18 protein-coding genes and 1 pseudogene are annotated in these 26,442 nt (G+C 73.7%); 9 read left to right on the top strand and 10 right to left on the bottom strand.

The window, feature by feature from the left end; translation table 11 throughout:
* Positions 1-4 precede the first annotated feature (4 nt).
* Complete coding sequence (locus tag A6A06_RS35030; protein WP_073767326.1) at positions 5-868, bottom strand: isocitrate lyase/PEP mutase family protein; 864 nt, start codon at positions 866-868, stop codon at positions 5-7.
* 357 nt (positions 869-1,225) lie between these two features.
* Here A6A06_RS35030 and A6A06_RS35025 point away from each other — a divergent pair, with 357 nt between their 5' ends.
* Positions 1,226-4,867, top strand: a complete 3,642-nt coding sequence (locus A6A06_RS35025; protein WP_073767324.1) for a hydantoinase B/oxoprolinase family protein — start codon at positions 1,226-1,228, stop codon at positions 4,865-4,867.
* Here A6A06_RS35025 and A6A06_RS35020 read toward each other — a convergent pair.
* Genes A6A06_RS35020 through A6A06_RS35010 form a run of 3 tightly spaced genes read right to left on the bottom strand, consistent with a single transcriptional unit; the run spans position 4,850 to position 7,193 of the window.
* A complete protein-coding gene (locus A6A06_RS35020) occupies positions 4,850-5,731 on the bottom strand; it encodes a biotin-dependent carboxyltransferase family protein (RefSeq protein ID WP_073767322.1) in 882 nt (293 codons plus the stop codon). The genes A6A06_RS35025 and A6A06_RS35020 overlap by 18 nt on opposite strands.
* Positions 5,728-6,420 carry a 5-oxoprolinase subunit PxpB gene (gene pxpB / locus A6A06_RS35015; RefSeq protein ID WP_443333820.1) on the bottom strand — a complete coding sequence of 231 codons (693 nt, stop codon included), beginning with the start codon at positions 6,418-6,420 and terminating at the stop codon, positions 5,728-5,730. Before pxpB ends, A6A06_RS35020 begins: the two co-directional genes overlap by 4 nt.
* Positions 6,417-7,193, bottom strand: a complete 777-nt coding sequence (locus A6A06_RS35010) for a LamB/YcsF family protein (protein ID WP_199931377.1) — start codon at positions 7,191-7,193, stop codon at positions 6,417-6,419. The genes pxpB and A6A06_RS35010 overlap by 4 nt, the downstream gene beginning before the upstream one ends.
* 253 nt (positions 7,194-7,446) lie before the next feature.
* On the opposite strand from A6A06_RS35010, the gene A6A06_RS35005 reads away from it, so the two are divergent.
* The 7 genes from A6A06_RS35005 (at position 7,447) to A6A06_RS34975 (ending at position 18,257) form a co-directional block, all read left to right on the top strand.
* Positions 7,447-8,172, top strand: a complete 726-nt coding sequence (locus A6A06_RS35005) for a GntR family transcriptional regulator (protein ID WP_073767318.1) — start codon at positions 7,447-7,449, stop codon at positions 8,170-8,172.
* 122 nt (positions 8,173-8,294) lie between these two features.
* Positions 8,295-9,002 (top strand): DUF969 domain-containing protein, encoded by a 708-nt coding sequence (locus A6A06_RS35000; protein WP_073767316.1) that lies wholly within the window; start codon positions 8,295-8,297, stop codon positions 9,000-9,002.
* Positions 8,999-9,967 (top strand): DUF979 domain-containing protein, encoded by a 969-nt coding sequence (locus tag A6A06_RS34995; RefSeq protein ID WP_073767314.1) that lies wholly within the window; start codon positions 8,999-9,001, stop codon positions 9,965-9,967. Before A6A06_RS35000 ends, A6A06_RS34995 begins: the two co-directional genes overlap by 4 nt.
* Before the next feature lie 100 nt (positions 9,968-10,067).
* Entirely contained in the window at positions 10,068-10,721 is a 654-nt protein-coding gene (gene pcp, locus A6A06_RS34990) for a pyroglutamyl-peptidase I (protein ID WP_073767312.1), read from the top strand.
* 56 nt (positions 10,722-10,777) lie between these two features.
* Positions 10,778-12,319, top strand: coding sequence for a hypothetical protein (locus A6A06_RS34985; protein WP_073767310.1), 1,542 nt, complete (start codon positions 10,778-10,780; stop codon positions 12,317-12,319).
* A 76-nt stretch (positions 12,320-12,395) separates the two neighbouring features.
* The gene (locus A6A06_RS34980; RefSeq protein ID WP_073767308.1) at positions 12,396-13,346 is read left to right on the top strand and encodes a hypothetical protein; all 951 of its coding nucleotides are present in this window, start codon (positions 12,396-12,398) and stop codon (positions 13,344-13,346) included.
* 69 nt (positions 13,347-13,415) lie between these two features.
* Complete coding sequence (locus A6A06_RS34975) at positions 13,416-18,257, top strand: hypothetical protein (RefSeq protein ID WP_242441114.1); 4,842 nt, start codon at positions 13,416-13,418, stop codon at positions 18,255-18,257.
* Here the strand turns inward: A6A06_RS34975 and A6A06_RS34970 are convergent.
* The 5 genes and pseudogenes from A6A06_RS34970 to A6A06_RS34950 form a co-directional block, all read right to left on the bottom strand.
* Positions 18,235-19,374 (bottom strand): annotated as a pseudogene (locus A6A06_RS34970) (aromatic ring-hydroxylating oxygenase subunit alpha); the annotation flags it as partial. The gene A6A06_RS34975 and the pseudogene A6A06_RS34970 overlap by 23 nt on opposite strands.
* A complete protein-coding gene (gene solA, locus A6A06_RS34965; RefSeq protein WP_073767304.1) occupies positions 19,371-20,564 on the bottom strand; it encodes an N-methyl-L-tryptophan oxidase in 1,194 nt (397 codons plus the stop codon). The gene solA and the pseudogene A6A06_RS34970, both read right to left, overlap by 4 nt.
* Before the next feature lie 92 nt (positions 20,565-20,656).
* Entirely contained in the window at positions 20,657-23,134 is a 2,478-nt protein-coding gene (locus A6A06_RS34960) for a GcvT family protein (protein ID WP_073767302.1), read from the bottom strand.
* Positions 23,131-24,216 (bottom strand): S-(hydroxymethyl)mycothiol dehydrogenase, encoded by a 1,086-nt coding sequence (locus A6A06_RS34955; protein ID WP_073767300.1) that lies wholly within the window; start codon positions 24,214-24,216, stop codon positions 23,131-23,133. Before A6A06_RS34955 ends, A6A06_RS34960 begins: the two co-directional genes overlap by 4 nt.
* A 272-nt stretch (positions 24,217-24,488) precedes the next feature.
* Positions 24,489-25,295, bottom strand: coding sequence for an IclR family transcriptional regulator (locus tag A6A06_RS34950; RefSeq protein ID WP_073767298.1), 807 nt, complete (start codon positions 25,293-25,295; stop codon positions 24,489-24,491).
* Between the two features lie 173 nt (positions 25,296-25,468).
* Between A6A06_RS34950 and A6A06_RS34945 the strand changes: the two genes are divergently transcribed.
* Positions 25,469-25,843, top strand: a complete 375-nt coding sequence (locus tag A6A06_RS34945; protein WP_073767296.1) for a bifunctional 3-phenylpropionate/cinnamic acid dioxygenase ferredoxin subunit — start codon at positions 25,469-25,471, stop codon at positions 25,841-25,843.
* Positions 25,844-25,873: 30 nt separating this feature from the next.
* Here the strand turns inward: A6A06_RS34945 and A6A06_RS34940 are convergent, their stop codons facing one another.
* Positions 25,874-26,392, bottom strand: coding sequence for a hypothetical protein (locus tag A6A06_RS34940; protein WP_338015984.1), 519 nt, complete (start codon positions 26,390-26,392; stop codon positions 25,874-25,876).
* Between the last annotated feature and the right edge of the window lie 50 nt (positions 26,393-26,442).

Genomic DNA, 26,442 nt, shown 5'->3' with positions numbered 1-26,442 from the left:
CTTCTCAGACGGGTGCCGGTTCGCGGTGCGCGTGTCGCCTGCTGATGTTTTTCTCCAACAGCTCGGTGGCGCCCCGTAGTTCGACGCTTCCGGTCTGGCCCGTGTCGGGCAGCCGGCCGTCGGCGGTCTTGAGGTCGGCCAGCGCTCCGTCGATGGCGCCGTGCGCGGCGAACAGGCAGGGGGTGCTGTAGATCGCCACGTCCACGCCGAGGTCGGTGAGTTCGGTCAGCGACAGGCGCGGCGACTTGCCGCCCGCGATCTGGTTGAACAGCAGCGGTTTGCCGCCCACGACGGACCGGATCCGTTCGATCCACTCCACGCTGCGCACCCCGTCGACGAGGACGACGTCCGCGTCGGTCTCCGCGAGTGCCGCCGCTCGCCGGACGATCTCCGCTTCCTCCGTGGCGTCCGTGCGCGCCACCACGACCAGGTCCGTGCGGCTGCTCAGCACGAGGTCGAGTTTGGCCAGGTACTCCTCCAGCGGAAGGATCAGTTTGCCGTCCGCGTGCCCGCACCGGCGGGGCCGCTTCTGGTCCTCCAGGATCACGCCGGAGGCACCGGCGCGCTCCAGGCGCTGGACGACGTGGCAGGCGACCTCGGGGTCCACGTAACCGTCGTCGATGTCCACCAGGAGGTGGTGGGCCGGGAAGGCCAGGCGCAGCCGTTCCACGAACTGCACCATGTCCGGCCAGGCGATGAATCCGATGTCGGGCAGGCCGTAATGGGATGCCGCGAATCCGAATCCGGAAACGAACATGCCGTCGTAGTGCTGTGCCGCGATGGAAGCCGAATACATGTCGTAGATACCGATGAGGGGGGTGGTGCGGGGGGACCGGACCGCTTCGCGCAGGGCGCTGCCGTGCTGCATGTCTCTCCTGCCTCCCGGGCCCGCGGGGCGCGGGTCCTTGGGATGTTCTTGACCCGACGGTCCCAGGAAACCAAGAGAGAGTAAAAGGAATCCGGGAAGCAACACCCATTTGAGGAGTCGGGGCAGGTGGAAGCGGTAAGTGGGGAATTAGTATGGAGTGATGGGCATATCGCGGAAGTGACGTTTCCGCGAGGCTTCGGGGGGAGCGTAAAGGCGATGAGCTGAAATGCGCCGGAGATGCGCCGGAGGCTTCCCGGCCGTTCGCGGACGGTCCGCCGCCCCGCCGCCGTACCCGGCCGGGCGCGGCGGCGGGGCGGAAAGCGCCGGCTCGGCCAAGTCCGCTGCCACAATGGCGGCATGACGGGACGCTGGGAGTTCTGGATCGACCGGGGCGGCACGTTCACGGATGTGGTGGGGCGGCGCCCCGACGGGCGGCTGGTCACCGGCAAGCTGCTCTCGCACCGCCCCGGAAGCACCGAGGACGCCGCCGTCGCCGGCATCCGGGCGATGCTGGGGCTCGCGCCCGGCGAACCGGTCCCCGCCGAGAGGATCTCCGTCGTCAAGATGGGCACGACCGTGGCGACCAACGCCCTCCTGGAGCGCACGGGCGAGCCGACCGTCCTGGTCGTCACCGAGGGCTTCCGGGACGCGTTGCGCATCGCCTACCAGAACCGGCCGCGGATCTTCGACCGGCGGATCGTGCTGCCCGAGGCCCTGTACGAGCGGGTGATCGAGGTCCCGGAGCGGGTCGACGCGCGGGGCCGGGTGGTCCGGCCGCTGGAGACGGACGCGGTGCGGGCGGAGCTGGCGCGGGCGTACGGTGACGGGCTGCGCAGCGCGGCCGTCGTCCTGCTGCACGGCTACCGCTACGCCGACCACGAGAAGGCCGTGGCCGCCGCGGCGAAGGAGGCGGGGTTCCCGCAGGTCAGCTGCTCGCACGAGGTCAGCCCGCTGATGAAGCTGGTGCCGCGCGGCGACACCACCGTCGTGGACGCCTACCTCTCGCCGATCCTCGGCCGGTACGTCGACGAGGTGGCCGCCCAGCTCCCGGGCGTACGGCTGATGTTCATGCAGTCCAACGGCGGGCTGCGGGAGGCCGCGCACTTCCGCGGCAAGGACGCGGTGCTCTCCGGACCGGCGGGCGGCGTGGTCGGGATGGTCCGCTCCTCGGCCGAGGCGGGCGACGGGTACGACCGGGTGATCGGCTTCGACATGGGCGGCACCTCCACCGACGTGTCGCACTACGCGGGCGGCTTCGAGCGGATCTTCGGCAACGAGGTCGCGGGCGTACGGATGCGGGCGCCCATGATGAACATCCACACCGTCGCGGCGGGCGGCGGCTCGGTGCTGCACTTCGACGGGCGGCGCTACCGCGTGGGCCCGGACTCGGCCGGCGCCGTCCCCGGCCCGGCCTGCTACCGGCGCGGCGGGCCGCTGACCGTCACGGACGCCAACGTGATGCTGGGCCGCGTCCAGCCGGCGCACTTTCCCGCGGTGTTCGGGCCGGACGGCGACCAGCCGCTGGACGACGCGACGGTACGGGAGCGTTTCGTCCGGCTGGCCGAGGAGGCGGCCGAGGCCACCGGCGACCGGCGCGGCCCCGAGGAGGTCGCCGCCGGGTTCCTGGACATCGCCGTGCTGAACATGGCCAACGCGGTCAAGAAGATCTCCGTCCAGCGCGGTTACGACGTCACGCGCTACGCGCTCACCAGCTTCGGCGGCGCGGGCGGCCAGCACGCCTGCGCGGTCGCCGACGCGCTGGGCATCGGCACGGTCGTCGTACCGCCGCTGGCCGGTGTGCTGTCCGCGTACGGCATCGGGGTCGCCGACGCGACGGCCATGCGGGAGCAGGCCGTCGAGGTGGAGATCGACCCGGAGTCGGACGCGGCGGACCTCGCCGAGGTGCACGGCGTCTGCGACCGGCTGGCCGGACGCACCCGCCGCGAACTGCTCGACGACGGCGTCCCGGAGGAGAGCGTCGGCACCCGGGCGCGGGTGATGCTGCGGTACGCCGGGACGGACTCCGCGATCGGCGTGGCGCTGGACACCCCGCGGGCGATGGCCGCCGCGTTCGTACGGGCGCACCGTGCGCGGTACGCGTTCACGATGGACAAGCCGCTGGTCGCCGAGGCGGTCTCGGTCGAGGCGGTCGGCGCGGCGGGCGGCTCGGCCGGGCACCGGGTGCCGACGGGGGAGCGGGCCGGGAAACTGGAACCGGTCGCGACGGTACGGATGTTCGCGCAGGGACGCCGGCAGGAGACGGCCCTGTTCGCCCGCGGTGACCTGCGCCCCGGCGACATCCTCACCGGCCCCGCGATCATCGCCGAGGACGACGCGACGACGGTCCTCGACCCGGGCTGGCAGGCCCGCGCGGGGGAGCGCGGCCATCTGCTGCTGACCCGCGTACGGCCCCGCGCGGGCGGGGCGGCGGTCGGCACGGACGCCGATCCGGTCATGCTGGAGGTCTTCAACAGCCTCTTCATGGCCATCGCCGAGCAGATGGGCGTCCGCCTGGAGAACACCGCACACTCGGTCAACATCAAGGAGCGGCTGGACTTTTCCTGTGCCCTCTTCGATCACGAGGGCAACCTCATCGCCAATGCCCCGCACATTCCCGTGCATCTCGGATCGATGGGGGAGTCCATCAAGGAGGTGCTCCGGCGGCGGCGCGGCGACCCGGACGGGATGCGGCCGGGCGACGTGTACGCGGTCAACGACCCGTACCACGGAGGCACCCACCTGCCGGACGTCACCGTCGTCACCCCCGTCTTCGACGACGACGGCGAGGAGCTGCTGTTCCTGGTCGCCTCGCGCGGCCACCACGCCGAGATCGGCGGCATCACCCCCGGCTCGATGCCCGCCTTCAGCCGTACGATCCAGGAGGAGGGCGTCCTCTTCGACAACTGGCTGCTGGTCCGGGACGGCAGGCTGCGGGAGGCCGAGACGCGCGAGCTGCTCGCCGCCGGGCCGTACCCCTCGCGGGCGCCGGACGCCAACATCGCGGACCTGCGGGCCCAGATCGCCGCCAACGAGAAGGGCATCCGCGAACTGCGCAAGATGATCGGGCAGTTCGGTCTGGACGTGGTGCGCGCCTACATGGGGCACGTCCAGGACAACGCAGAGGAATCGGTACGCCGGATCATCGCGCACCTGGAGGACGGCTCGTACCGCTACGAGACCGACGGCGGCGCGGTGATCCAGGTCGCGCTGACCGTGGACCGCGCGGCCCGCGGCGCGGTGCTGGACTTCGCCGGGACCTCCGCGCAACTGCCCGGCAACGCCAACGCGCCGAGCTCGGTGGTGATGGCGGCGGTGCTCTACGTCTTCCGTACGCTCGTCGCCGACGAGATCCCGCTCAACAGCGGCTGCCTGAAACCGGTCGAGGTGCGCATCCCGCCCGGCTCGATGCTGGCGCCCACGTTCCCCGCGGCCACGGTCGCGGGCAACGTGGAGACCTCACAGGCGGTCACCGGCGCGCTCTACGCCGCGCTCGGCGTGCAGGCGGAGGGTTCGGGCACGATGAACAACCTCACCTTCGGCAACGACCGGGTGCAGTACTACGAGACGGTCGCCAGCGGCGCGGGCGCGGGCGACGGCTTCGACGGCGCGGACGCCGTGCAGACCCACATGACCAACTCCCGGCTGACCGACCCCGAGGTGCTGGAGTGGCGCTATCCCGTACGGGTGGAGAGCTTCGCCGTACGGGAGGGCAGCGGCGGCGACGGCCGCTGGCGGGGCGGCCGGGGCGCCGAACGGCACCTGCGCTTCCTGGAGCCGGTGACGGTGGCCCTGCTCACCGGACACCGGCGGGTGGCGCCGTACGGCATGGCGGGCGGCGGGCCGGGCGCGACCGGCGCCAACCTGGTCCGGCGGGCGGACGGCACGGAGGAGGCGCTCCAGGGGTGCGACGTGGCGGAGATCGGCGCGGGGGACGTGCTGGTGATCCGTACGCCGGGGGGAGGCGGGTACGGCACGCCCGGCTCAGCCGGTGGCGCGTGAACGCCTGGGGGCGAACCGGACCGGCGTTCCCGGCGCCGCCTGCGCGGCCGCGGCGAGGAAACGCTCAGGCACCACCCCGACGACCGGGTAACCGCCCGTCGTCGGGTGGTCGTTGAGGAACAGCACGGGCAGGCCGTTCGGGGGGACCTGGAGTGCCCCCAGCGGCATGCCCTCGCTGGGCAGTTCGCCGTCCTTGGACCGTTCCAGAGGCGGGCCCTCCGTGCGCAGCCCGATGCGGTTGCTCGCCGAGGAGACACGGAAGCGGCCGGTGGCGAGGGTGCGCAGGCCCGCCTCGGTGAACCAGTCGTCGCGCGGCCCCAGCACGCACGGCAGCACCAGTTCCGCGAGCGGCAGTGCCGAGCGCGGCACGGCGTCCACGCGGGCGGGCGGGCCGGAGGGGGTGCCGAGCGGCAGCACACCGCCGTCGGACAGCGGTGCGGGGCCGATCCCGGAGAGCAGGTCGGCGGCGCGGCTGCCGAGCACCGGCTCCGTGTCGACGCCGCCGGCGAAGGCGACGTACGAGCGGAGACCGGCGGTGGCCGGGCCGGCGTCCAGTACCGCGCCCGCCGGGACGCGTACCGGCGCGCCCCAGGGGGCGGGGCGGCCGTCGACCGTGACCGGGCAGGGGGCGCCGGTCACCGCGGCCACGGTGTCCGTGCGGACCCGGACGGCGCAGCCGGTGAGGGTCGTCTCCAGGGTGGCGGAGGTGTCCGGGTTGCCGACGAGGCGGTTGGCGAGGCGGTGGGCGGGCTCGTCCAGGGCGCCCGCGCGCGGCACGCCGAGGTGGGCGTGGCCCGCGCGGCCGAGGTCCTGGACGGTGGTCAGGGCTCCGGCGCGTACGGCACAGAAGGCGCGGTCGGTCATCGGGCTTCCTGGGGTGATTGCGTTGAAACCGGGATGAAGCGGACGCGGGTGCCGGGGGCGAACAGGGCTGCCGGATCGCGGTCCGGGTCCCACAGGTCGACGTCGCTGGTGCCGATGAGCTGCCAGCCGCCCGGCGACGAACGCGGATAGACACCGGTGTACGGGCCGGCCAGGGCGACCGAGCCGACCGGGACCTTGGTGCGCGGCGTGGCGCGGCGCGGTACGTGATGGCGCTCCGGCAGGCCCGTCAGGTAGCCGAAGCCGGGGGCGAACCCGCAGAAGGCGACGTGGAACTCCGTACCGGAGTGGATGCGGACCACGTCTTCGGGCGTGGTGTCCCACAGGGCGGCCACGTCGGCGAGGTCCGGGCCGTCGTAGCGCACCGGGATCTCGATGGCGGGCCGGTCGCCCGCGGTGGCTGGCGGGATGTCCCAGCCGGGCAGTTCGGCGGCCAGCCGTCCCGGGTCGGCCACTCCGTCGAGCAGGACCGTGCGGGCGGCCGGGACGATTTCGCGCACCGCGGGGAGGGTGCCCGCGGCGGCGCGGCGCAGCAGCTCGGAGTGGAACGCCTCGACGGCCGCGGCGTCCTCCAGCTCGACGAGCAGCCCGTGGTCGCCGACCGGCAGGGGGCGCAGGGGCAGCCGCGACCGGCCGGCCGGGGTGCGGCCGCCGGGCGTGCCGGTGCTCACGCGAAGCTGCCGATCCGCACGCCGGCCGCCGTCAGCTCGTCGCGCACCCGGCGGGCGAGGTCGGCGGCGCCGGGGGTGTCGCCGTGCAGGCACAGGGAGCGCGCTTCGATCTTCACGATGCTGCCGTCGACGGCGGTGACGGTGCCTTCCGTCGCCATGCCCAGCGCGCGCTTGACGACCTCGTCGGGATCGTGGACGACGGCGCCCGGCTCGCGGCGGGAGACCAGGGTGCCTTCGGGGGTGTAGGCGCGGTCGGCGAACGCCTCGCCGACGACGGGCAGGCCGACGCGGCGGGCCGCCTCGTGCAGCTGGGAGCCGGGCAGGCCGAGGATGGGCAGCGGGGTCCCGGCGGTCCGTACGCCCTCCAGGACGGCGGCGGACTGCGCCTCGTCGTGGACGCAGCGGTTGTAGAGCGCGCCGTGCGGCTTGACGTAGGCGATCCGGGTCCCGGCGGCGCGGGCGAAGACCTCCAACGCGCCGATCTGGTACGCGATCTCGTCGGCCAGCTCGCGCGGCGGGACGTCCATGGCGCGGCGCCCGAATCCGGCGAGGTCGCGGTAGGAGACCTGGGCGCCGACGGCCACGCCGCGCCCGGCGGCCAGCTCGCAGACCCGGCGCATGGTGCTCGGGTCCCCGGCGTGGAAACCGCAGGCCACGTTGGCGCTGGTGACGACGGACAGCAGGGCCTCGTCGTCGGTGAGCTCCCAGCGTCCGAAGCCTTCCCCGAGGTCGGCGTTGAGGTCGACGAGGGGGGTGGTCACCGGGTCGCTCATAGAAGTCGCAAGTCCGTTCCGGAGGTGCCCCGCGCGGATGGGCGCACAGGCAGGCAGATCACTGGTGGGAACCGGCCGGCCCGTATCCGTAGTGGCTCTCCCCCTGAGGGCACTCGGGCCGGCCGGTGGTCAGGCCAACGTAAGCGATCGTTCAACGATCCGACAAGAGGTGTGTTGTCTCGTTCTGCCATCTGGGATTGACTGCCGCTCACAGCACATGGGGTGCACGTACGGGGCGAAAGCGGGGACGGCGATGGCGGGCGGGACGACACGGGGCGATCGGCACAGGCTCGCCGAGGTCTCGGAGCTGGCAGGCGACCGGGTGCTGCTGGGACGGTCCAGCACCGCGGAGCGGGTCGCCGACATTCTCCGGGACCGCATCACCGAGGGCTACTTCCCGCCCGGCGCGCGGCTGTCCGAGGAGAGTATCGGCGGCGCCCTGGGCGTCTCGCGCAACACCCTGCGCGAGGCGTTCCGCCTGCTCACGCACGAACGCCTGCTGGTGCACCAGCTCAACCGCGGCGTCTTCGTGCGCATCGTGACGGTGGCGGACCTGGACGACATCTACCGGATCCGTACGCTCGTGGAGTGCGCCGCGGTCCGCAGTCTGGGCGAGCCGCCGCACCCGGTGGAGGCGATGGAGGCGGCCGTGGTGGCCGGTGAGGCCGCTTTCGAGGAGCGCGCCTGGCGCGACCTGGGCACCGCGAACCTCCGCTTCCACCAGGCGGTGGTGGGCCTGGCGGGCAGTCCGCGCACCGACGAGCTGATGCGCGGGGTGCTCGCGGAACTGCGGCTGGTCTTCCACGTCATGGATGATCCGCGCCGCTTCCACGCGCCGTACCTGACCCGCAACCGGCAGATCCTCGAAGAGCTGGAGGCCGGGAACGGGGCCGCCGCCGAGCAGCTGCTGGAGTCCTATCTGGAGGATTCGCGGGCACAGCTTTCCGGGGCGTACGCCCAGCGCATAGCGGCGCAATAGGGCGTACGGGAGCACTCACGTTTCGCTCCCGTCAACCCCTTGTCGGATCGTTGAACAATCGCCTAATCTCCTCGCATCCTCCTCACGGTCCGCGTGGGGTCCCGTATGCGGAAGGCGGACCCATGATCGTGCTTCTCGGCGTGCTCGTGGTCGTGGTCGGCTTCGCCACCAAACGCAATGCCCTGCTGGTCGTGGGCGTTGCGGGCATCGTCACCGGCCTGCTGGGCGGCCTGTCGCCGCAGGAGGTCCTGGCGGCCTTCGGCACCGGCTTCGCGAGCAGCCGGGCGGTGACGATCTTCGCGATCACGCTGCCCGTGATCGGCCTCCTGGAGCGCTACGGCCTCCAGGAGCAGGCCCGCCGGCTGATCGCGCGCTTCGCCAAACTGACCACCGGCCGCTTCCTCGCCCTCTACCTGGGCATGCGGCAGATCGGCGCGGCCGTCGGGCTGACGCACGTCTTCGGACACGCGCAGACCGTGCGCCCGCTGGCCGTGCCGATGGCCGAGGGCGCCGCCGAGCGCAAGCACGGACGGCTGACCGAGAAGGGCCGGGAGAAGGTCCGCTCGTTCTCCGCGAGCGCCGACAACGTGGGGCTGTTCTTCGGTGAGGACGTCTTCCTCGCCGTCGGCTCGATCCTGCTGATCACCAGCTTCGTCAACACCACGTACAACACCCACCTGGAGCCGCTGCACCTGGCGCTGTGGGCCATCCCGTCCGCGCTGTGCGCCTTCGCCGTGCACGGCTGGCGGCTGCTGCGCCTGGACCGGTACCTGGAACGCGAGCTGGTCACCGCCAACATCGAGCCCGTCGCCGAGGGAGCAGCCAAGTGATCAAGGCAGAGTGGTTCTACTGGCTGGTCGGCCTGAGCTTCCTGGTGATGGCCTCCCAGATGCTCACCGACCGCAGCAACCCCAAGCGGCTGGGCACCACCGCCTTCTGGGGCCTGCTCGGCGTCGGCTTCATCTACAGCAGCTGGGTGGTCGAGAAGAAGGCACCGGCCGAGCCGCTGGGCGCGGCCGTCCTGGTCATGGTCGTCCTGGCCGGCTTCGGGTTCACCGGGCGCGGCAAACCGCAGACCACCACGCCCGAACAGCGCGAGGCCAGCGCCCGGAAACTGGGCAACAAGCTGTTCGTGCCCGCGCTGGCCATCCCGGCCGTCGCCCTGGTGTGCGCCGTCGGCGTCAAGAAGCTCTCGATCGGCGGTGAGCCGGTCCTCCAGGAGGGCAGCGAGACCATCCTGGGGCTCGGCATCGGCGCCGTCGTCGCCCTCGTCGTCGGCATGATCATGCTGCGCGAGAAGCGGATAGCGGTTCCCGTGCAGGCCGGGCGCTCCATGCTGGAGTCGATGGGCTGGGCGATGCTGCTGCCGCAGCTGCTCGCCACCCTGGGCACCATCTTCCAGCTCTCCGGCGTCGGCACCCAGGTCGGCAAGCTGGCCACCTCGGTCCTGCCCGAGGACTCCCTGTACGTCGCGGTCGTCGTCTACTGCATCGGCATGGCCCTGTTCACCGTGATCATGGGCAACGCGTTCGCCGCCTTCCCCGTGATGACCGCGGCGGTCGGCTGGCCGGTGCTCATCCAGCACTTCCACGGCGACGCGCCCGCCGTCCTGGCCATCGGCATGCTCGCCGGGTTCTGCGGGACGCTGGTGACCCCGATGGCGGCCAACTTCAACATCGTCCCGTCCGCGCTGCTGGAACTGAAGGACCAGTACGGCCCGATCAAGGCCCAACTGCCCACGGCCGGCGTGCTGCTCGGCTGCAACATCGTGGTTATGGCCCTGTTCGCCTTCTGACCGCTCCCGCCCCACCCACCACCGCACGACACGCACCGCACGACACGAACCGCACACGGACCGGGGGGTACCGCGCGGCTCAAGAACCACAGGGAACGCCATGACGCGTACGACGCGCATCCTGCTCACCGGATTCGAGCCCTTCGACGGCGAGAGCTCCAACCCCTCCTGGGAGGCGGTGCGGGCCGCCGCCGCCGAGCCGCCCGCCGGCCTGGAGATCACCGCCGTCGAACTGCCCTGCGTCTACGGGCGCTCGCGCACCGCGCTGCGCGAGGCCGTCGCGGCGTACGACCCCGACCTCGTCCTGTGCGTCGGACAGGCGGGCGGGCGGCCCGACCTGACCGTGGAACGGATCGCCGTCAACATCGACGACGCCCGCATCCCCGACGTCGCGGGCGCCCAGCCCATCGACGAGCCGGTCGTCCCCGGCGGCCCCGCGGCGTACTTCGCCGCGCTGCCCGTCAAGGCGTGCGTGGCCGCCGTGCGCGAGGCGGGACTGCCCGCCTCCGTCTCCAACACCGCGGGCACCTTCGTCTGCAACCACATCTTCTACGACCTGATGCACCTGATCGCGACCGAGCGGCCCGCGCTGCGCGGCGGCTTCATCCACGTGCCGTACGCTCCCGGACAGGTCACCGGCCGGTCGCTGCCCTCACTACCGGTGAGCGCCGTCGCCGAGGGGCTGCGTGTGATCGCCGCCACCGCCGCACGTACAAATACGGACATCAAGGCTGTGGGAGGTGCCACACACTGACGCTCGGCCCCGTGCCGTTTCGTCCGTTGTCAGTGTGAGCGCCTACTCTGTGCGACGTGACTTTTCCTGCCCCGGGGACCGCTGCGTCCCAGCTCAACGGCCCGGCCCGGCCCGAGGGACCGTCGCGGCCCGCGCCGGGCCCGGCCGCCGACGAGGGCCTGGCCCGCCGGCTGCGCGCCCTCGCGTGCACCGCGCCGCTGCACGACCTGGACGCGCGCAAGGCCAACCTCGCCGGTGAGTACGGGGTGTATGCGATGGCGGAGGTGGCGCTCGCCGCCATCGACCTCGTCACCCTCCACATGGACTTCGACACCGGCGCGGACCACGAGCAGATAGTGGCCAGGCTGCTCCCGCGCATCGCCGCCCAGACCCCGCGGCGCCCCGCGACCGAGCACGAGCGCGTCGCCCGCTGGGTGCTGGAGAACCTGATCAACGTCGGCAGCGTCGACCGCGGCTTCCGCGCCGTGTACGGCACGTTCGGCCCCGAGGGCGAGTACGTCCGCCGCGACTACGACTTCAAACTCATCGAAGAGGTCCCGGGACCCGGCGGCGGTGTCTACCTCCGTACGACCGACGAAGCCGTCAACGTCCTGGTCGGCGCCCTCGACACGGACGTGACGAGCGCCCAGATCGCCGCCGAGGTCAAGCTGGAGGTGCTCATCAGCCGCGGCCGGCTGGCGGACGCCCAGCTCGCCGCCGAGCAGGCCCGCTACCGCACCGTGCAGTACGCCGAGACGCTGCGCCGCACCCTGGACGCCACCCGCCGCAACGTCCGCGCGGTGGACTGGCTGCGCGCCGTCCCCGACATGATCGCCGAAGCCCTCGACCACGTGGCCGACCGCTACCGCCACGAGAACGCGATCCTCACCAACATCCGCAAGGCCCGCGACGAGGCCGAGGACCACGAGCACAAGCGCCGCGCCGCCGAGCTGGTCGACATCGTCAAGGACTGCATCCGCCGCCACACCCAGCTCCAGTCCCGGCTGCTGGAGGCGGGCCCCCTCTTCCGCGCCGAGCAGGACCGCCAGGCGTTCGCGCCGCCCGCCGGCCGCTCCGGCCTCGACCTGTACGGCCAGCTGGTCGCCCCGGTCCTGCCGCTCCCCGTGGAGCAGGCGATCCGGGTCACCGACGCCTTCTTCGCGCGCGGCACGGGCTTTCGCACGGGGACCTCCGTACGCCTCGGCGACCTGGTCGGCCTGCTGTTCCAGCCGCCCGTCGAGCGCGAGCACCTCGGCGCCGAGATGCCCGAGCCGGACCTGATCGCCACCCCCGACGACAGCCGCTTCTCCGAGGAGCAGCTCGAAGCCGCCCAGGCCCTGCTCGACCTGCCCGCCGACGCGCCCCGCCGGCTGTCCGGACTGCTCGCCGAGGCCCGCCGCGGCGACCCGGACCTGCCGTATCTCGTCGCCCTGCTGGCGGTGCACGCGGCCAGCCCGCCCGTCGGCACGGCCTACCGCCAGGGCGAACAGCACCTGCTCTTCGCCGTCGACGACGGCACCGTGCTGGACGACCCGGAGTTCGGCGGCGCCGACCTCGTCGTCGGCAAGGCCCTGCTGGACGCGGCGGGCATGGCGGCCGACCGCTCGGAGGTGGCGTGATGCCGCCGGCCGGGCAGGGCGCGCGCAGGACGCCGTCAGCAAGGCGGCACAAGGAAGTTCGCATGGAGGTACGGGCGTGAGTGAGTACGGAACCGGCGTCGAGGACGGCGCCGAGGACACGGCACAGGGGGACCCGGCCGCCGCGGCGGAGCACCCGGGACGGTCCGCGCCCGGCCCCGCCGCCGCGCCTTCGGGCCCCGCGCCCGTGACGCCCGCCGACGCCGCCGACGCCGCGCGGCTCGTCTCCTTCGGCCTCCAGCCCAAGCTGCTGCCCGCCCGGGACGCCGAGTACGGCGAACTGCTCCGCCGCTACCGCGACGAACCCGCGTTCGCGCGCCTGGCCGACGCCGTCGCGACCGGGCTCGGCCTGGTCGTCCTGGAGGTGTCCCCGCGCGCCGGCATGGCCGTCACCGCCGACGAGGACTCGGTCTTCGCCGTCCGGATGGGCGACTACGCCCGCCGCGCCTCCGCCGACTCCGCCGACCGCTTCCTGCACGGCCTGGCCCACCTCGCCGTCGCCGCCATGTCCTTCCCCCGCCCCGAGGACCTCGCCGACGACGGCTACATCGGCCGCATCACCGTCAACGGCGTGGACGCGTTCGTCCGGCAGGCGTGCCGCCGCCTGGAGGAGCGCGCCGACGAACAGGGCGAGAACACCGACCCCGCCAGCGACGCGCCCGGCCTCGAAGCGGCCTGGCGGACCTACGCGCGGCGCAGCGCGACCGGCGCCACCAAGGACGCGCGGCGGCTCGCCGGTTCGACCACCGGCATCATCGCCAAGGCCGTCGCCTTCCTCGTCGACTCCGGCTTCCTCCAGCGCACCGGCGACGACGCCGGCGGCGCGTACCGCACCACCGCCCGCTACCAGCTCCAGGTGCGCGACATGGCGGGCAGCGCCGCCATGGCCGAACTGCTGGAACTGGGCGTCGTGCCCGTCGGCGACGGCAGCCCCACCCTGCTGCCCGCCGAGGACTCCGACGACCTCGACCTGGTCTCCGACGCGGGTCTGCCCTTCCACTCCTCCTGACCGCCCGGGGCCGGGCACCAGCCACCCGGCCCGCCCCACCGTCCGCCCACACAACGAGAGTCCGCCGCCATGTACGAGCTGTCCCGGGTCCGCCTCTACTCCATCGGGCCAGCCGGTGCGCGCTACGCCGACACCGTGCTGGACCTGCGGGGAGTCGGCGCGCCCGTGCCCGACCCGGCGCCGGCGCAGGCGGACTTCTTCGAGGACGAACCGGTCGGCCCGCCGCGCCGCCCCGCCCCCGCCGGCGTCCTCTTCCTGGAGAACGGCGGCGGCAAGTCCGTCCTGCTCAAGCTGATCTTCTCGGTGATGCTGCCCGGCCACCGCAACACCCTGGGCGGCGCCAGCTCCGGCGTGCTGCGCAAGTTCCTGCTCGCCGACGACTGCGGCCACGTCGCCCTGGAGTGGCAGCACACCCTCACCGGCGAGTCCATCGTCGTCGGCAAGGTCAGCGAATGGCGCGGCCGGCAGGTCTCCAACGACCCGCGCAAGTTCGCCGAGGCCTGGTACAGCTTCCGCCCCGGCCCCGGCATGAGCCTGGACTCGCTGCCGGTCGCCGAGGCATCGGTGGTGCGGCAGCGCGGCGAACGGGCCGAGGGCTTCTCCGGTGCCCGGGGCCGCCGCCGTACGATGAAGGGCTTCCGCGACGCCCTGGTGGAGGCCGGCAAGAACTACCCCAACCTGGACGTCTCCTGGGTCGAGATCCACGAGCGGTGGAACGAACACCTCGGCGAGCTGGGCCTGGACCCCGAACTCTTCCGCTACCAGCGGGAGATGAACGCCGACGAGGGCGAGGCCGCCGGCCTCTTCGCCGTCAAGAACGACTCCGACTTCACCGACCTGCTGCTCCGCGCCGTCACCGACACCCGCGACACCGACGGCCTCGCCGACCTCGTGCACGGCTTCGCGCACAAGCTGGGCCGCCGCGCCGAACTGACCGCCGAGCGCGACTTCACCGCCGGTTCCCTGGACCTCCTCTCCCGCATCGCGGCAGCAGCCGAGCAGCGCGAGACCGCCCGTGACGTGCACGCCGGCGCCGAACGCCGCACCCGCACGCTCGCCCACCGGCTGCACGCCCGCGGCACCGAGGAGCGCGGCCGCGCCGCCGAGTTCGCCGAGCAGGTCGCCACCGCCGCGCACGCGGTCACCGACGCCGAACGGGTGCGCGAGCGCCGCGCGCTGATCTCCGCCGAGATCGCCTACCGGCACGCGTCGCTGGCGCTCGCCGCCGCCGAGAAGGGCGCCGCCGCCCAGCGCCGCGAGCTGAACGACGCCCGTACCCTGCACTCCGCCTGGCAGGCCGCCGAGACCGTGCTGCGCCACCGCGCCGCCGCCGACCGGGCCACCCGCGTCGCCGCCGCGATCCGCGAGGCCGAGCGGGACGCCGCACCCGCACTCGCCGCCCGCACGAAGGCCGCCACCGAGCTGGTGCGCGCCCTCCAGGGCGCCGCCGACGTCAGTGAGGGAATCGCCAACGAGCAGGAGGAGCGCTCCGCCGCCCTCCAGGAGACCGGCGACACCGCGCACCGCGACGCCACCGCCGCCGCCACGCACGCCCAGCGCGCCCGCAGCGAGGCCGAACACCTCAAGCAGCGCCTCGCCGAGGTCGAGCAGGAGACCGCCGAGGCCGTACGGGCCGGCTGGCTCGACGACTCGGCGCCGGACGCCGACCCGGCCCGCGCCGCGCTGGCCGCGTCGGACGCCGAGAAGTCCACCGTCGAGGGCTGGGACGCCGCGCGCGAGGCCGCCACCCGCTCCGCCGACCGGGCCCGGGAGGCCGCCACCCGCCTCGCCGCCGCCGAACTGGCCGCCGCCCGCGCCGAGGACGCCGCCCAGGCCGCGGAGCGTGCGTACGAAGCCGAGCGTCAGGCCGCCGGGTCGATCGGCGCCGAGCAGCGGCTCGCCGACCTGCTCGGACTGCCGCAGGCAGCGCCCAAGGCGGGCGTGCCGGGACCGCGCATGGGCCAGTCGGCCGCGGACTCCCGTACCCAGGACGGCGACACGCCGCAGGACCGGCCGTCCTCCGCGGACGGGGACGCGGACGGCGGCATCCCGCGCCCCGCCTCCGACGGCCCCCTGACCGCCGAAGAACTCGACCGCAACGCGGACGACCTGCGCGACCTGCTCGACGAGAGCGTGGCCTCCGCCGAGCGCCAGCTCTTCGACCTGCGCACCGCCGCTGCCGACGACGCCCGCATCCTCGGCGCGCTGGGCGACGGCGGCCTGCTGCCGCCGGGACCCGACGTGCTCGCCGCCGTCGAATACCTCGGCGAGCACGGTGTCCCCGCGCTGCCCGGCTGGCGCTACCTCGCCCAGTCCGTCGACCCCGCCGACCACACCCGCGTCCTCGCCGCCCGACCCGAGCTGGTCGACGGCGTCATCATCACCGACCCGGAGACCCACGCACGGGCCCGCGACGTGCTCGCGCAGGCCGCGCTGCTGCCGCGCTCCACCGTCGCCGTCGGCACCGCCGCCGCCCTGCTCGCGCCCACCCCCGCCCCGGACGCCCAGGACAGCGGCGTCTTCCTCGTCCCGCCGAACCCGGCCATGCACGACGAGTCCGCCGCCGACGAGGAGCGCCAGGCGCTGCGGGCCCGCGCCATAGAGCGCGACGACGAGATCCGTACGCTGGCCGCCCGGCTGTCCGGCGACCGCGCGCTGGCCGCCCGCCTCTCCTCCTGGCGCACCGGCTGCCCGCCCGGCCGCCTCGCCGAACTGGCCACCACCGCCGAACAGGCCCGTACGACCGCCGACACCGCCGCCGGTGAACTCGCGGAAGTACGCACGGTACGGGCCGAGGCCGACGAGGAGGCCGCCGAGACCGCCCGGGTGCGCGACGAACGGCAGGAGGCCGCGCAACGCGCCCGCCGCGTCGCCGACGCCCTCGCCGGGCTCGCCCACCGGCTGCGCGAACGTGCCTCCTGGCAGGCCCGGCTGCGTGAACTGGCCGACGAGGGCGCCGAGCTGGAGGCCCGCGCCGAGGAGTGCGTCGACCGGGCAAGGGCCGCGGACGAGGACCGCCGCACCGCCCAGCGCGCCGCCGACGACGCCCGGCGCACCGCCCACGCGCTGCGCGCCGAGCGCGCCGAGATCGCGGGCGTGCCGGACGACGTGGGCGAGACCGCCGAGCCCGCGGCCGGCTCGCTGCCCTCGCTGCGCGAGGCGTACCGCGCCGCCTCCCAGCTGTACGAGAAGGTGGGCGTCGGCGCCGACCTGCGCGCCGAGCAGGCCCGCGCCGAAGGCGACGAGAGCGCCGCGCTCGCCGAGCTGAACCGCCTCACCAACAAGGTCCGCTCCCGCGCCGAACAGCTCCTGGAGAGCCCCGACGCCGCCGACGGCCCGTCCCGGCAGGCCGCCGCGGCCCGCGCCGAGGCCCTGGTCTCCCGCCTGGAGGGCCGCGCCTCCGCCGCCAGCGAACAGCTCGGCCGGCTGCGCGGCGAGGCCGAACGGCTCGCCCCGGCCGACGGCGAGGCACACACCGAGCTGCCCGCGGACATGATCCCCGCCGACGCGGAGCGCGCGAAGGAACTGCTGCGCACCGCCAACGGCGAACTGACCACCGCCGACGACGCGCTGGAGACCGCCCGCGCCACCCACACCGAGCTGCTGCGCGCCCACCGCGCCTCCGAGGACGCCGCCGCCGGCTTCGACGAGACCGCCGCCATGCTGCGCGACCTGCTGCGCGACACCCAGGAGGACGAGGGGGAGCGCCCCGAGCCGTACGCGGGCCGCCTGGAGGACGCGCGGCAGGCCGCGGCCGAGTCCCGGCGTTCGCTGCGCGGCTGCGCGAGCGACCTGTCGGCGGCCGACTCGGCGGTCCGCGAGGCGAGCGACGTGCTCGTACGGCACGCCAACTCCACCAAGTACGAGCAGGTCCGCACCCCGGCCCGGCAGCAGATCCGCGAACTGCCCGCGGCGGCGCTGCCCGAGCACGCCGCCAAGTGGGCCGACGCCTTCGCGCCCCGGCTGCGGGTGCTCACCGACGAACTCACCCAGCTGGAGCGCAACCGCGACAGCATCGTGGACCGGCTGCGCGGCCTGGTCGACTCGTCCCTGACGACGCTGCGCTCCGCCCAGCGGCTGTCCCGGCTCCCGGAGGGACTGGGGGAGTGGTCGGGCCAGGAGTTCCTGCGCATCCGCTTCGACGACCCGGACCAGGCCACGCTCACCGAGCGGCTGGGCGAGGTCATCGACGAGGCGACCAGTTCGGCGGTCAAGAAGAACAGCGACCTGCGGCGGGACGGCATGTCCCTGCTGCTGCGCGGGGTCGCCGCGGCGCTCCAGCCGCGCGGCGTGGCCGTGGAGATCCTCAAGCCGGACGCGGTGCTGCGCGCCGAGCGCGTCCCGGTCGGGCAGATGGGCGACGTGTTCTCCGGCGGCCAGCTGCTGACCGCGGCCATCGCGCTGTACTGCACGATGGCCGCCCTGCGCAGCAACGACCGCGGCCGCGACAAGCAGCGGCACGCCGGCACGCTGTTCCTGGACAACCCCATCGGCCGCGCCAACGCGACGTACCTGCTGGAGCTCCAGCGCGCCGTCGCCGACGCGCTCGGCGTCCAGCTCCTCTACACCACCGGCCTCTTCGACACCACGGCGCTCGCCGAGTTCCCGCTGGTCATCCGCCTGCGCAACGACGCGGACCTGCGGGCCGGGCTGAAGTACATCAGCGTCGAGGAGCACCTGCGGCCCGGACTGCCGCAGCAGGACCCCGAGTCGGAGCCGGTGCACGGGAAGATCACGGCGACGCGGATGTACCGGCGCCCGGAGGACGAGCAGCCGCAGGCCCGGCCGGAGCCGGAGCAGGCCCGTCCGGAGCAGGCCCGTCCGGAGTCTCAGGCGTCTCAAGAGGTTCCTGAGGCCCCTGGTGTTCCTGAGCCTCAGGAACACCAGGACTCCCCGGCAGCAGCCGAGTGACCCACCGGTGGAAGTCGCCGATGTGGTGCTCGCTGGGGACGAGCACCCCGCCGGCCCGGTAGGCCCGCGAGTCCATCGCGGGCTGGGTCCGCTCGCAGGCCGCGAAGTCCTGCGCGTTGACCCGGTGGAAGAGTTCCACCGACCGGGTCAGGTCGGCTCCCGCGGCGATGACCTCCGGCGCGTACAGCCAGTCGCACTCCACGACGGTACGGTCCGCGGCCAGCGGGAACATCCGGTGCACGATGACATGGTCGGGTACGAGGTTCAGGAAGACCTGCGGGCGGACGGTGATCGCGTAGTAGCGGCGGTCCTGGCTCTCCTCGATGCCCGCGATCCGGGCGAAGCCGCCGCTGCCGTCGACGGTGAACCCCTCCGCCTCCGCCGCGAACGCCGCGCCGTGCCCGACGAAGTACTGCGCGGCGAACCCGTCCGCGAACTCCGGCAGGACGTCGGTCAGTTCGGGGTGGATGGTGGCGCAGTGGTAGCACTCCATGAAGTTCTCGACGATCAGCTTCCAGTTGGCGCGTACGTCGTAGGTGATGCGCCGGCCGAGGTCCAGCCCGGCCATCCCGTACCGTTCGATCGCCCCGGCGCCGCCCAGCCGTTCGCTGACCGCCCCGGCCACCGTCTCCTCGAACGACGGCGGCTCGTCGGCCAGGCACACCCACACATAGCCCAGCCACTCGCGCAGCCGGACCGGCAGCAGCCCGCGCTCCGAGCGGTCCACGTCCGGCATCCGCCGGAGGTTGGGCGCGGCCACCAGCCGCCCGTCCAGGTCGTAGGTCCAGGCGTGGTACGGGCACTGGAGGTTGCGCCGCACCTCGCCCGACGCGTCGGTGCACAGCCGGGCGCCCCGGTGGCGGCACACGTTCAGATAGGCGCCGAAGCCGCCGCGCCGGTTGCGGACGATCAGCACGCTCTCCCGGCCGACCTGCACCGTACGGAAGGCACCCGGCCGCGGCAGGTCGGCGGCGCGCACCGCGCAGCACCACAGTGACTCGAAGATGTACTGCTGTTCCTGGCGGAAGACGGCGGGATCGGTGTAGAGGGAGCCGGGAAGGGTGCTGGTGAGGCTGGCACCCGTGGTGGTCCCGGCGGTCTCGGGAGCGAGGGTCATCGGGCGCCTCCTGGGGCGGACGGGGCGGCTGCGGCAGCGGTCGTGAGCAGGCGTTCGGGCGCGAACAGCTCCACGGGGTGCGCGGTGTGCCCGGTCAGCGCCAGGTCGGCGAGGATCTCGCCCACCACCGGCACGAACTTGAAGCCGTGTCCGGAGAAGCCGCAGGCCACGGTCACGGTTTCGGCGTGCCCCGGGTGCCGCGCGATGACGAAGTGCTCGTCGGGAGTGTTGGTGTACATACACGTCACGGACTTCAGATGGCGGCCGGGCAGGGACGGCAGCAGCCGGGCCGCCTGCCCGGCCATCGCCCGTACCTCGTCCTCGTGCACGGTCCGGTCGACGGTCTCCGGCGTGCAGACGGCGCCCCGGCGGAAGAACGCCACCTTCGCGCCGTGCCCCGGCCCGTCGATGGCGGGAAAGCCGTAGATCTGTACGCCGTCGGCGTCCTCCCAGATGTAGACGGGGTGCCGCTCCGGGACGTACGGGCCGGTGCCTCCGTCCGGCTCGAACCAGTGCATGATCTGGCGCTCGACGGTGAACGCCACCCCCAGGTCGGACAACAGGGCGGGCGCCCACGCCCCGGGACAGATCACCAGCTGCCCTGCGGTGTAGACGTCCTCGGGTGTGTGGACCCGCACGCCGCGGCCGCCGGGCAGCGCTTCCCACCGGGTGACCGGCTCCTGGAAGTGGAGGTCGGCGCCGCCCTGGGTGGCGAGCTGGAGCTGCGCGGCGACGGTGTTCTCCGGGCGCAGGAAACCGGCGCGGGCCTCGTACAGGGCGACTTCGCCGACGGCCGGGGCGAGCGTCGGGAAGCGGCGGCGGACCTCCCGCGCGTCGAGCATCTCGTGTGGCAGGTCCCAGGTGCGGGCCGAGCGCAACGACCCGGCGACGGTACGGCTGTCCGGCGGCCCCAGCATCACACCGCCGCACAGGGTGGCGATCCGCCGCCCGGTGGAACGTTCCAGCTCCTCGTACAGCTCATAGGCGCGCAGCAGCAGCGGCACATACGCCGGGTCCTCGAAGTACGACTGGCGGGTGATGCGGGAACCGCCGTGACTGGAGCCGCGGGTGTGCACCGGGCCGAACCGCTCCAGGCCCAGCACGCGGGCACCGCGCGCCGCCAGCTGATGGGCCGCGGCGCTGCCCATGCCGCCGAGGCCGAGGACGATCACGTCATAGGTGGGGGACAAGCGGACCTCCCGGGTCGGCGGGGACACCCGACGGGCTGCGGGCTGCGATGTCTGGGCCTGGGAACTGCCTGCGGCGGACTATCTGCGGCGGGCTATCTGCGGAGGTGTTCCATCGCGGGGTCGAACAGCGGCTCGGCGGCGACCGTCGCCGCGGCCTTCTCCCCGAAGTACTCGATGTGCACGGCCGTCCCGGGCACCGCGGCCCGCGCCGGGAGCCACGCGTACGCGACCGTGCGCCCGACGGAGTAGCCGTACGCCGCGCTGGTCACGTAACCCGCGGGCGCGCCGTCCACGTACACCGGTTCCTTGCCCATGACGGTCACCGCCGGGTCGTCGAGCGTCAGGCACGCCAGCCTGCGCCGCGCGGTGCCGGCCGAGCGTCCCTCCAGTGCCGCGCGCCCCACGAAGTCGCCCTTGTCCCTCCGGACGGCCCAGCCCAGACCCGCCTCGTACGGGTCGTGTTCGGTGGTCATGTCCTGGCCCCAGGCGCGGTAGCCCTTCTCCAGACGGAGGCTGTTGAAGGCGCTGCGCCCGGCCGCGACCACGCCGTACCGCTGCCCGGCCGCCCACAGCGTGTCCCACAGGCGCAGCCCCAGGTCCGCGCTCGTGTACAGCTCCCAGCCCAGCTCGCCGACGTACGACAGCCGCATCGCGGTCACCGGCACCTCGCCGACGTACGCCTGCCGCGCCGTGAAGTAGCCGAACGCGCGGTGCCCGAAGTCGGTGCGCGTCAGCGGCTGTACGAGGTCGCGGGCGCGCGGGCCCCAGACGCCGACGCAGCAGGTGCCGGGGGTGATGTCGCGGACCTGGACGCCGGCGGGGGCGTGCCGGGTCAGGTGGTCGAGGTCCATGCCGCTGTTGACGCCGACCTGGAAGCGGCCGGCCGCCAGGCGGGCCACGGTCAGGTCGCTGCGGATGCCGCCCGCGTCGTCCAGCAGCAGCGTGTACGTCACCGAGCCGGGCTTCTTCGCGAGCTGGTTGGTGGTCAGGTACTGGAGGAAGTCCAGCGCGCCCGGCCCGCTGACCTCCAGCCGCTTCAGCGGCGTCATGTCGTACAGCGCGACCCGCTCCCGGGTGGCGCGTGCCTCGGCCGCGGCGACCGGCGACCAGTGGCGGGCGGACCAGGCGTCCCGCTCCGGCAGCGCGATGCCGTCCGCCAGGGGGGCGTTGGCCTCGTACCAGTGCGGACGTTCCCACCCGGCGCCTTCGAGGAAGTACGCGCCGAGCTCCCGCTGCCGCTCGTACCAGGGGCTGACGCGCAGCGGGCGCGGGCGGCGCGGCGGCTGGAGCGGGTGGATGACGTCGTACACCTCGGCGAACTGCTGCGTGCCGCGCTCGGTGACGTAGGCGGGGGAGAGCTGGGCCTCCTCGAAGCGGGAGATCTCGCACTCGTGCACGTCGGTGGCGGGGCGGCCCTCGGTGAGCCACTCGGCCACCGCCTTGGCGGCGCCCGCCGCATGGGTCACCCACACCGCCTCGGCCAGCCAGAAGCCGCGCAGTCCGGGCGCCTCGCCGAGCAGCGGCATCCCGTCCGGGGTGAAGGAGAAGACGCCGTTGAAGCCCTCCTCGACCCGCGTTCCGTCCAGGGCGGGCAGCAGCCAGCGGCTGTCCTCCCAGCTCGGGGCGAAGTCCTCGGCCGTGAAGGGGAGCGAGGAGGGCATCACGGGCGCGTCGTCGAAGGCGGGCACGGCGGACGGGCCGACGGGCATCGGGCGGTGTGCGTACGAGCCGATGCCGATCCGGCCCGTGCCGGGCCCTGCGGCGCCCTCTTCGACGTGCTCGCGGAAGTAGAGGCCGCGTTCCTGGAAGCGCAGTACCGGCCGCCGTCCGTCCGGCCCGGCGAGCACGGACGTCTTCGCGTACTGGTGGGCGAGCGGCAGCAGCGGTACTGGCACGCCTGCCATGGCCCCGATCACCGGGCCCCAGAAGCCCGCCGCCGACACCACGGCGTCCGCGGGGAAGGTGCCCCGGTCGGTGACGACGGCCGTGACCCGGCCCGCTTCCCGCTCGATGCCCGTGACGGTGTGCCGGTCCAGGAAGCGGGCGCCCCGGGCCCGCGCGCGTACGGTCTGCGCGCGGGCCGCGGGCAGGGCCCTGGCCAGCCCGTCACCGGGCGTGTGGAATCCGCCCGCCACCTTGGCCGCGTCCAGCATCGGCCACAGCCCGGCACAGCGCCGGGCGTCGACCAGCTCGCCCTCGATGCCCCAGGAGGCGGCGAGCCCGGCCTTGCGGTGCAGTTCGGCCCATTGCTGTCCGGTGGTGGCGATCTCCAGGCCGCCGACGGCGTCGAAGCACGGCCGCCCGTCCTCCGTCAGGGCGGAGAACTTCTCGACCGTGTACGCGGCGAAGTCGCTGAGCGTCTTGGAGACGTTGGTACGGAAGACGAGTCCCGGTGCGTGGGAGGTGGAGCCGCCGGGGGCGTGCAGTGGTCCCTGCTCCAGTACGGTGACGTCGCGCGCGCCGCGCGCCGTCAGTTCGTCGGCGAGGGAGCAGCCGACGATGCCCGCGCCGATGATCACTATGCGGGGGTGCGCGGCACCGGAACCGCCCGTGCCCGCCCCGGCGTTCACAGGACCACCACCGAACGCAGCACCTCACCGCGCCGCATCCGCGCGAAGGCCGCCTCCACGTCCGCCAGGCCGACCGTCTCCGAGACGAACGCGTCCAGGTTCAGCTTGCCGCTCAGATGCAGGTCGATCAGGACCGGAAAGTCCCGGCTGGGCAGGCAGTCGCCGTACCAGGAGGACTTCAGCGACCCGCCGCGCGCGAACACGTCGAGCAGCGGCAGCTCGATGCGCGTGTCCGGTTCCGGGACGCCGACCTGCACCAGCGTGCCCGCCAGGTCCCGCATGTAGAAGCCCTGCCGGAACGTCTCGGGACGGCCCACCGCGTCGATCACGACGTCCGCGCCGTGCCCGCCGGTCAGGGCGCGGACCGCCGCGACGGGGTCGGTGCCACGGGAGTTGACGGTGTCGGTGGCGCCGAAGCGTTCGGCGGCGTCCAGCTTGCCGTCGTCGATGTCCACGGCGATGACGCGGCGCGCCCCGGCCCGGGAGGCTCCGGCGATGGCGGCGTTGCCGACGCCGCCGCAGCCGATCACCGCCACGGTGTCGCCGCTGCCCACACCCCCGGTGTGCACCGCGGCCCCGTACCCGGCCATCACCCCGCAGCCGATCAGACCCGCGGCCTCGGGGCGGGCCGCGGGGTCGGCCCGCACCGCTTGCCCGGCGGCGACCAGGGTCTTCTCCGCGAAGGCGCCGATGCCCAGGGCCGGGGTCAGGGGGGTGCCGTCCAGCAGGGTCATCGGCTGAGCGGCGTTGCGGGAGTCGAAGCAGTACCAGGGGCGGCCGCGGCGGCAGGAGCGGCACCGGCCGCAGGGCGCGCGCCAGGCGAGCACCACGTAGTCGCCCGGCGCCGGTCCGGTGACGCCGGGGCCGGTGGCCTCGACGATTCCGGCGGCCTCGTGGCCGAGCAGGTAGGGGAAGCCGTCGCCGACCGCGCCGTCGCGGTAGTCCAGATCGGTGGGGCACACCCCGCAGGCCTGCACGGTGACGAGGACTTCCCCCGGCCCGGGATCGGGGACGAGGATCGGCAGCACCTCGACGGGGGCGCCCTTCTTGGCGGCGACGACGGCGCGGGCTTCGTGCGGCATGACTCACTCCTAAACAGCGCCTGCGGGGCAGGGGCGGGTGTGTGGAGCTGGCGCGGATGCCGTTATGGGGGATTGCCGGGGCGTACGGGGTCCACGGGACGCGGGCAACCGCACGGGTCTCAGGGGGAACCGGAGGAGGCGCAGGGAGCCGTGGAGACGGATGAACGCCCAAGGGAATCCCTTGTGTTGCTCATGACGCGCAATGTTGCGTCATGAGAGACATGCTGGAAGTCCGTGAGCGATCCGTCAAGAGGTGACCGGGTGGCCGCCCCTCAGCCCGCGAAACCCATCCGGCGGGACAGGTCGGCAGCCGCCTTCACCGCCTGCCCGGCCAGCTCCACGAGCAGCGGCTCCGCCATCCGGTACGCCGGCCCCGAGACGCCGATCGCGCCGATCACGGCGCCGTCGTGGGCCCGTACCGGCGCCGCCACCGCGTTCAGCCCGATCTCCAGCTCCTCGCACGAACAGGCGTACCCCGCCTCGGCCGCCGCGGTCAGCTGACGGCGCAGCTCGCCGGGCGTGGTGAGGGTGCCCGCGGTGAACCGGGCCAGCTTGCGCTCCACCAGGCGCTCGCGCCGCTCCCGCGGCAGGTGCGCCAGCAGCACCTTGCCGCTCGCGGTGGCGTGCAGGGGGGTGCGGCGGCCCAGCCAGTTGTACGCGGTGACCGCGGCGGCGCCCCGCGCCTGCATGATGTTGACCGCGGCGTCCCCGTCCAGGACCGCGATGTTGGCGGTCTCCCCGGTCTCGTCGGCGAGCGCCCGGCACACGGGCTGGCCCTCCTGCGAGATGTCCAGCCGGATGGCGGCGGCGCCCGCCAGCCGCAACACCCCGGCGCCCAGGTAGTACTTGCCGCGCTCGTGCTCCTGTTCCACGAGTCCGCGGTGCTCCAGGACGCCCAGGATGCGGAAGGCGGTGGACTTGTGCACCCCCAGCTCCTCGGCGATCTCGGTGACCCCGGCCTCGCCGAGGCGGGCCAGGATCTCCAGGACGCTCACCGCGCGGTCCACGGACTGGACGGATCCGGCCGCACCCCGCTTCTCCTCGGACCGGTCGTCGGCCGCCTCGGTCGTCTTCGCCATGGGTTCCTGCGTCACCACCCGTTGGCCCCGGCGGGGCCCGTCGAAGGGGGCCCGGCCAAGAAGCGTCGGCAGCCCCTTGACGGCACACTCCCCGGACTGGATTCTGTTGCGCAATGCGCTACGCGATGCGTTATTCAGAACGCCATGATACCGATGAGCGCTGAGGGGGCCAGATGATTCCCGTCTGCCGCACGGAGGACCTGCCCGAAGGCGGGGCCGTACGGATCGAGATCGACGCCACCACACCCGCGATAGCCGTCTTCCGCAGCGAAGGCGGGCTCTACGCCCTCGACGACACCTGCAGCCACCAGGACGCCTCGCTCTCGGACGGCTGGGTGGAGAACTGCCAGGTCGAATGCCCGCTGCACGCCGCGCTGTTCGACCTGCGCACCGGAGTGCCCGGCTGCCTGCCGGCCAGCCGCCCCGTGCGCACCCACGAGGTCACCGAGGCCGACGGCATGATCCATGTCCGGCCCGCCACCCGGGAGCCCGCCACCCGGGAGCCCGTCACACCGGAGCCCACCGCGCGGGAAGACGCCTACGCCTGAGGACCGCGGCCGCCGGGCGTCACCACTGCGTCACGCCGCCGCGCCGCCGACCCGTGGCGGACGCTCCCGTCCCTTGCGGGCCGCCCGCCGCGCCTGGCGGCGCTCCCGGCGCAGCCTCCTGGCCGTACTGCTCGGCTGCGAGCGCACCCCGTTGCGCTGCACCCACACCTGGCGCGTCACCCAGACGTCCAGCACCGCCCAGGTCGCGACCACCGTGCTGGCGACCGTACTGAGCACGGCGGGGAAGGCGAACCAGGCACCCGCCATCGTGCAGAAGAAGGCCACCATGGCCTGAATGAGGGTCAGCGCCGCGATGATGACGGCGCGCACCGCCGCCGTGCGCACCGGGTCGGCCATCCGGCGCCGGGCCGCCGGCTCCTCCTGCCACAACGCGCGCCTGCCGTCGCCCAGGTAAGCGTCACCGTCATCGTGGACCATCTCGGCGTCACTCTCCCCGTACCCGCACGTACCCGCCTGCCCCGCATTCCGGGTGCCTGCCCTGCTTTCACCCGATGCATGTCCGTTCCGGGACGCACCACCACCCACCATGGTCACGAACGGGAGCGCCGTCCGGTTCCCGGTCGATGTGATTTTCGGCC

The organism is Streptomyces sp. CB02923, from assembly GCF_001905005.1.
In the GTDB taxonomy this organism is placed as follows: Bacteria; Actinomycetota; Actinomycetes; order Streptomycetales; family Streptomycetaceae; genus Streptomyces.
This window is presented reverse-complemented; position numbering and strand designations above follow the sequence as displayed.

Excerpts from the sequence above, each read along its gene's own strand:
- A6A06_RS35030 (WP_073767326.1), bottom strand. The coding sequence starts at position 868 with ATGCAGCACGGCAGCGCCCTGCGCGAAGCGGTCCGGTCCCCCCGCACC.
- A6A06_RS35025 (WP_073767324.1), top strand. The coding sequence starts at position 1,226 with ATGACGGGACGCTGGGAGTTCTGGATCGACCGGGGCGGCACGTTCACG.
- A6A06_RS35020 (WP_073767322.1), bottom strand. The coding sequence starts at position 5,731 with ATGACCGACCGCGCCTTCTGTGCCGTACGCGCCGGAGCCCTGACCACC.
- A6A06_RS35010 (WP_199931377.1), bottom strand. The coding sequence starts at position 7,193 with ATGAGCGACCCGGTGACCACCCCCCTCGTCGACCTCAACGCCGACCTC.
- A6A06_RS35005 (WP_073767318.1), top strand. The coding sequence starts at position 7,447 with ATGGCGGGCGGGACGACACGGGGCGATCGGCACAGGCTCGCCGAGGTC.
- A6A06_RS35000 (WP_073767316.1), top strand. The coding sequence starts at position 8,295 with ATGATCGTGCTTCTCGGCGTGCTCGTGGTCGTGGTCGGCTTCGCCACC.
- pcp (WP_073767312.1), top strand. The coding sequence starts at position 10,068 with ATGACGCGTACGACGCGCATCCTGCTCACCGGATTCGAGCCCTTCGAC.
- A6A06_RS34975 (WP_242441114.1), top strand. The coding sequence starts at position 13,416 with ATGTACGAGCTGTCCCGGGTCCGCCTCTACTCCATCGGGCCAGCCGGT.
- A6A06_RS34955 (WP_073767300.1), bottom strand. The coding sequence starts at position 24,216 with ATGCCGCACGAAGCCCGCGCCGTCGTCGCCGCCAAGAAGGGCGCCCCC.
- A6A06_RS34950 (WP_073767298.1), bottom strand. The coding sequence starts at position 25,295 with ATGGCGAAGACGACCGAGGCGGCCGACGACCGGTCCGAGGAGAAGCGG.
- A6A06_RS34945 (WP_073767296.1), top strand. The coding sequence starts at position 25,469 with ATGATTCCCGTCTGCCGCACGGAGGACCTGCCCGAAGGCGGGGCCGTA.
- A6A06_RS34940 (WP_338015984.1), bottom strand. The coding sequence starts at position 26,392 with ATGGTGGGTGGTGGTGCGTCCCGGAACGGACATGCATCGGGTGAAAGC.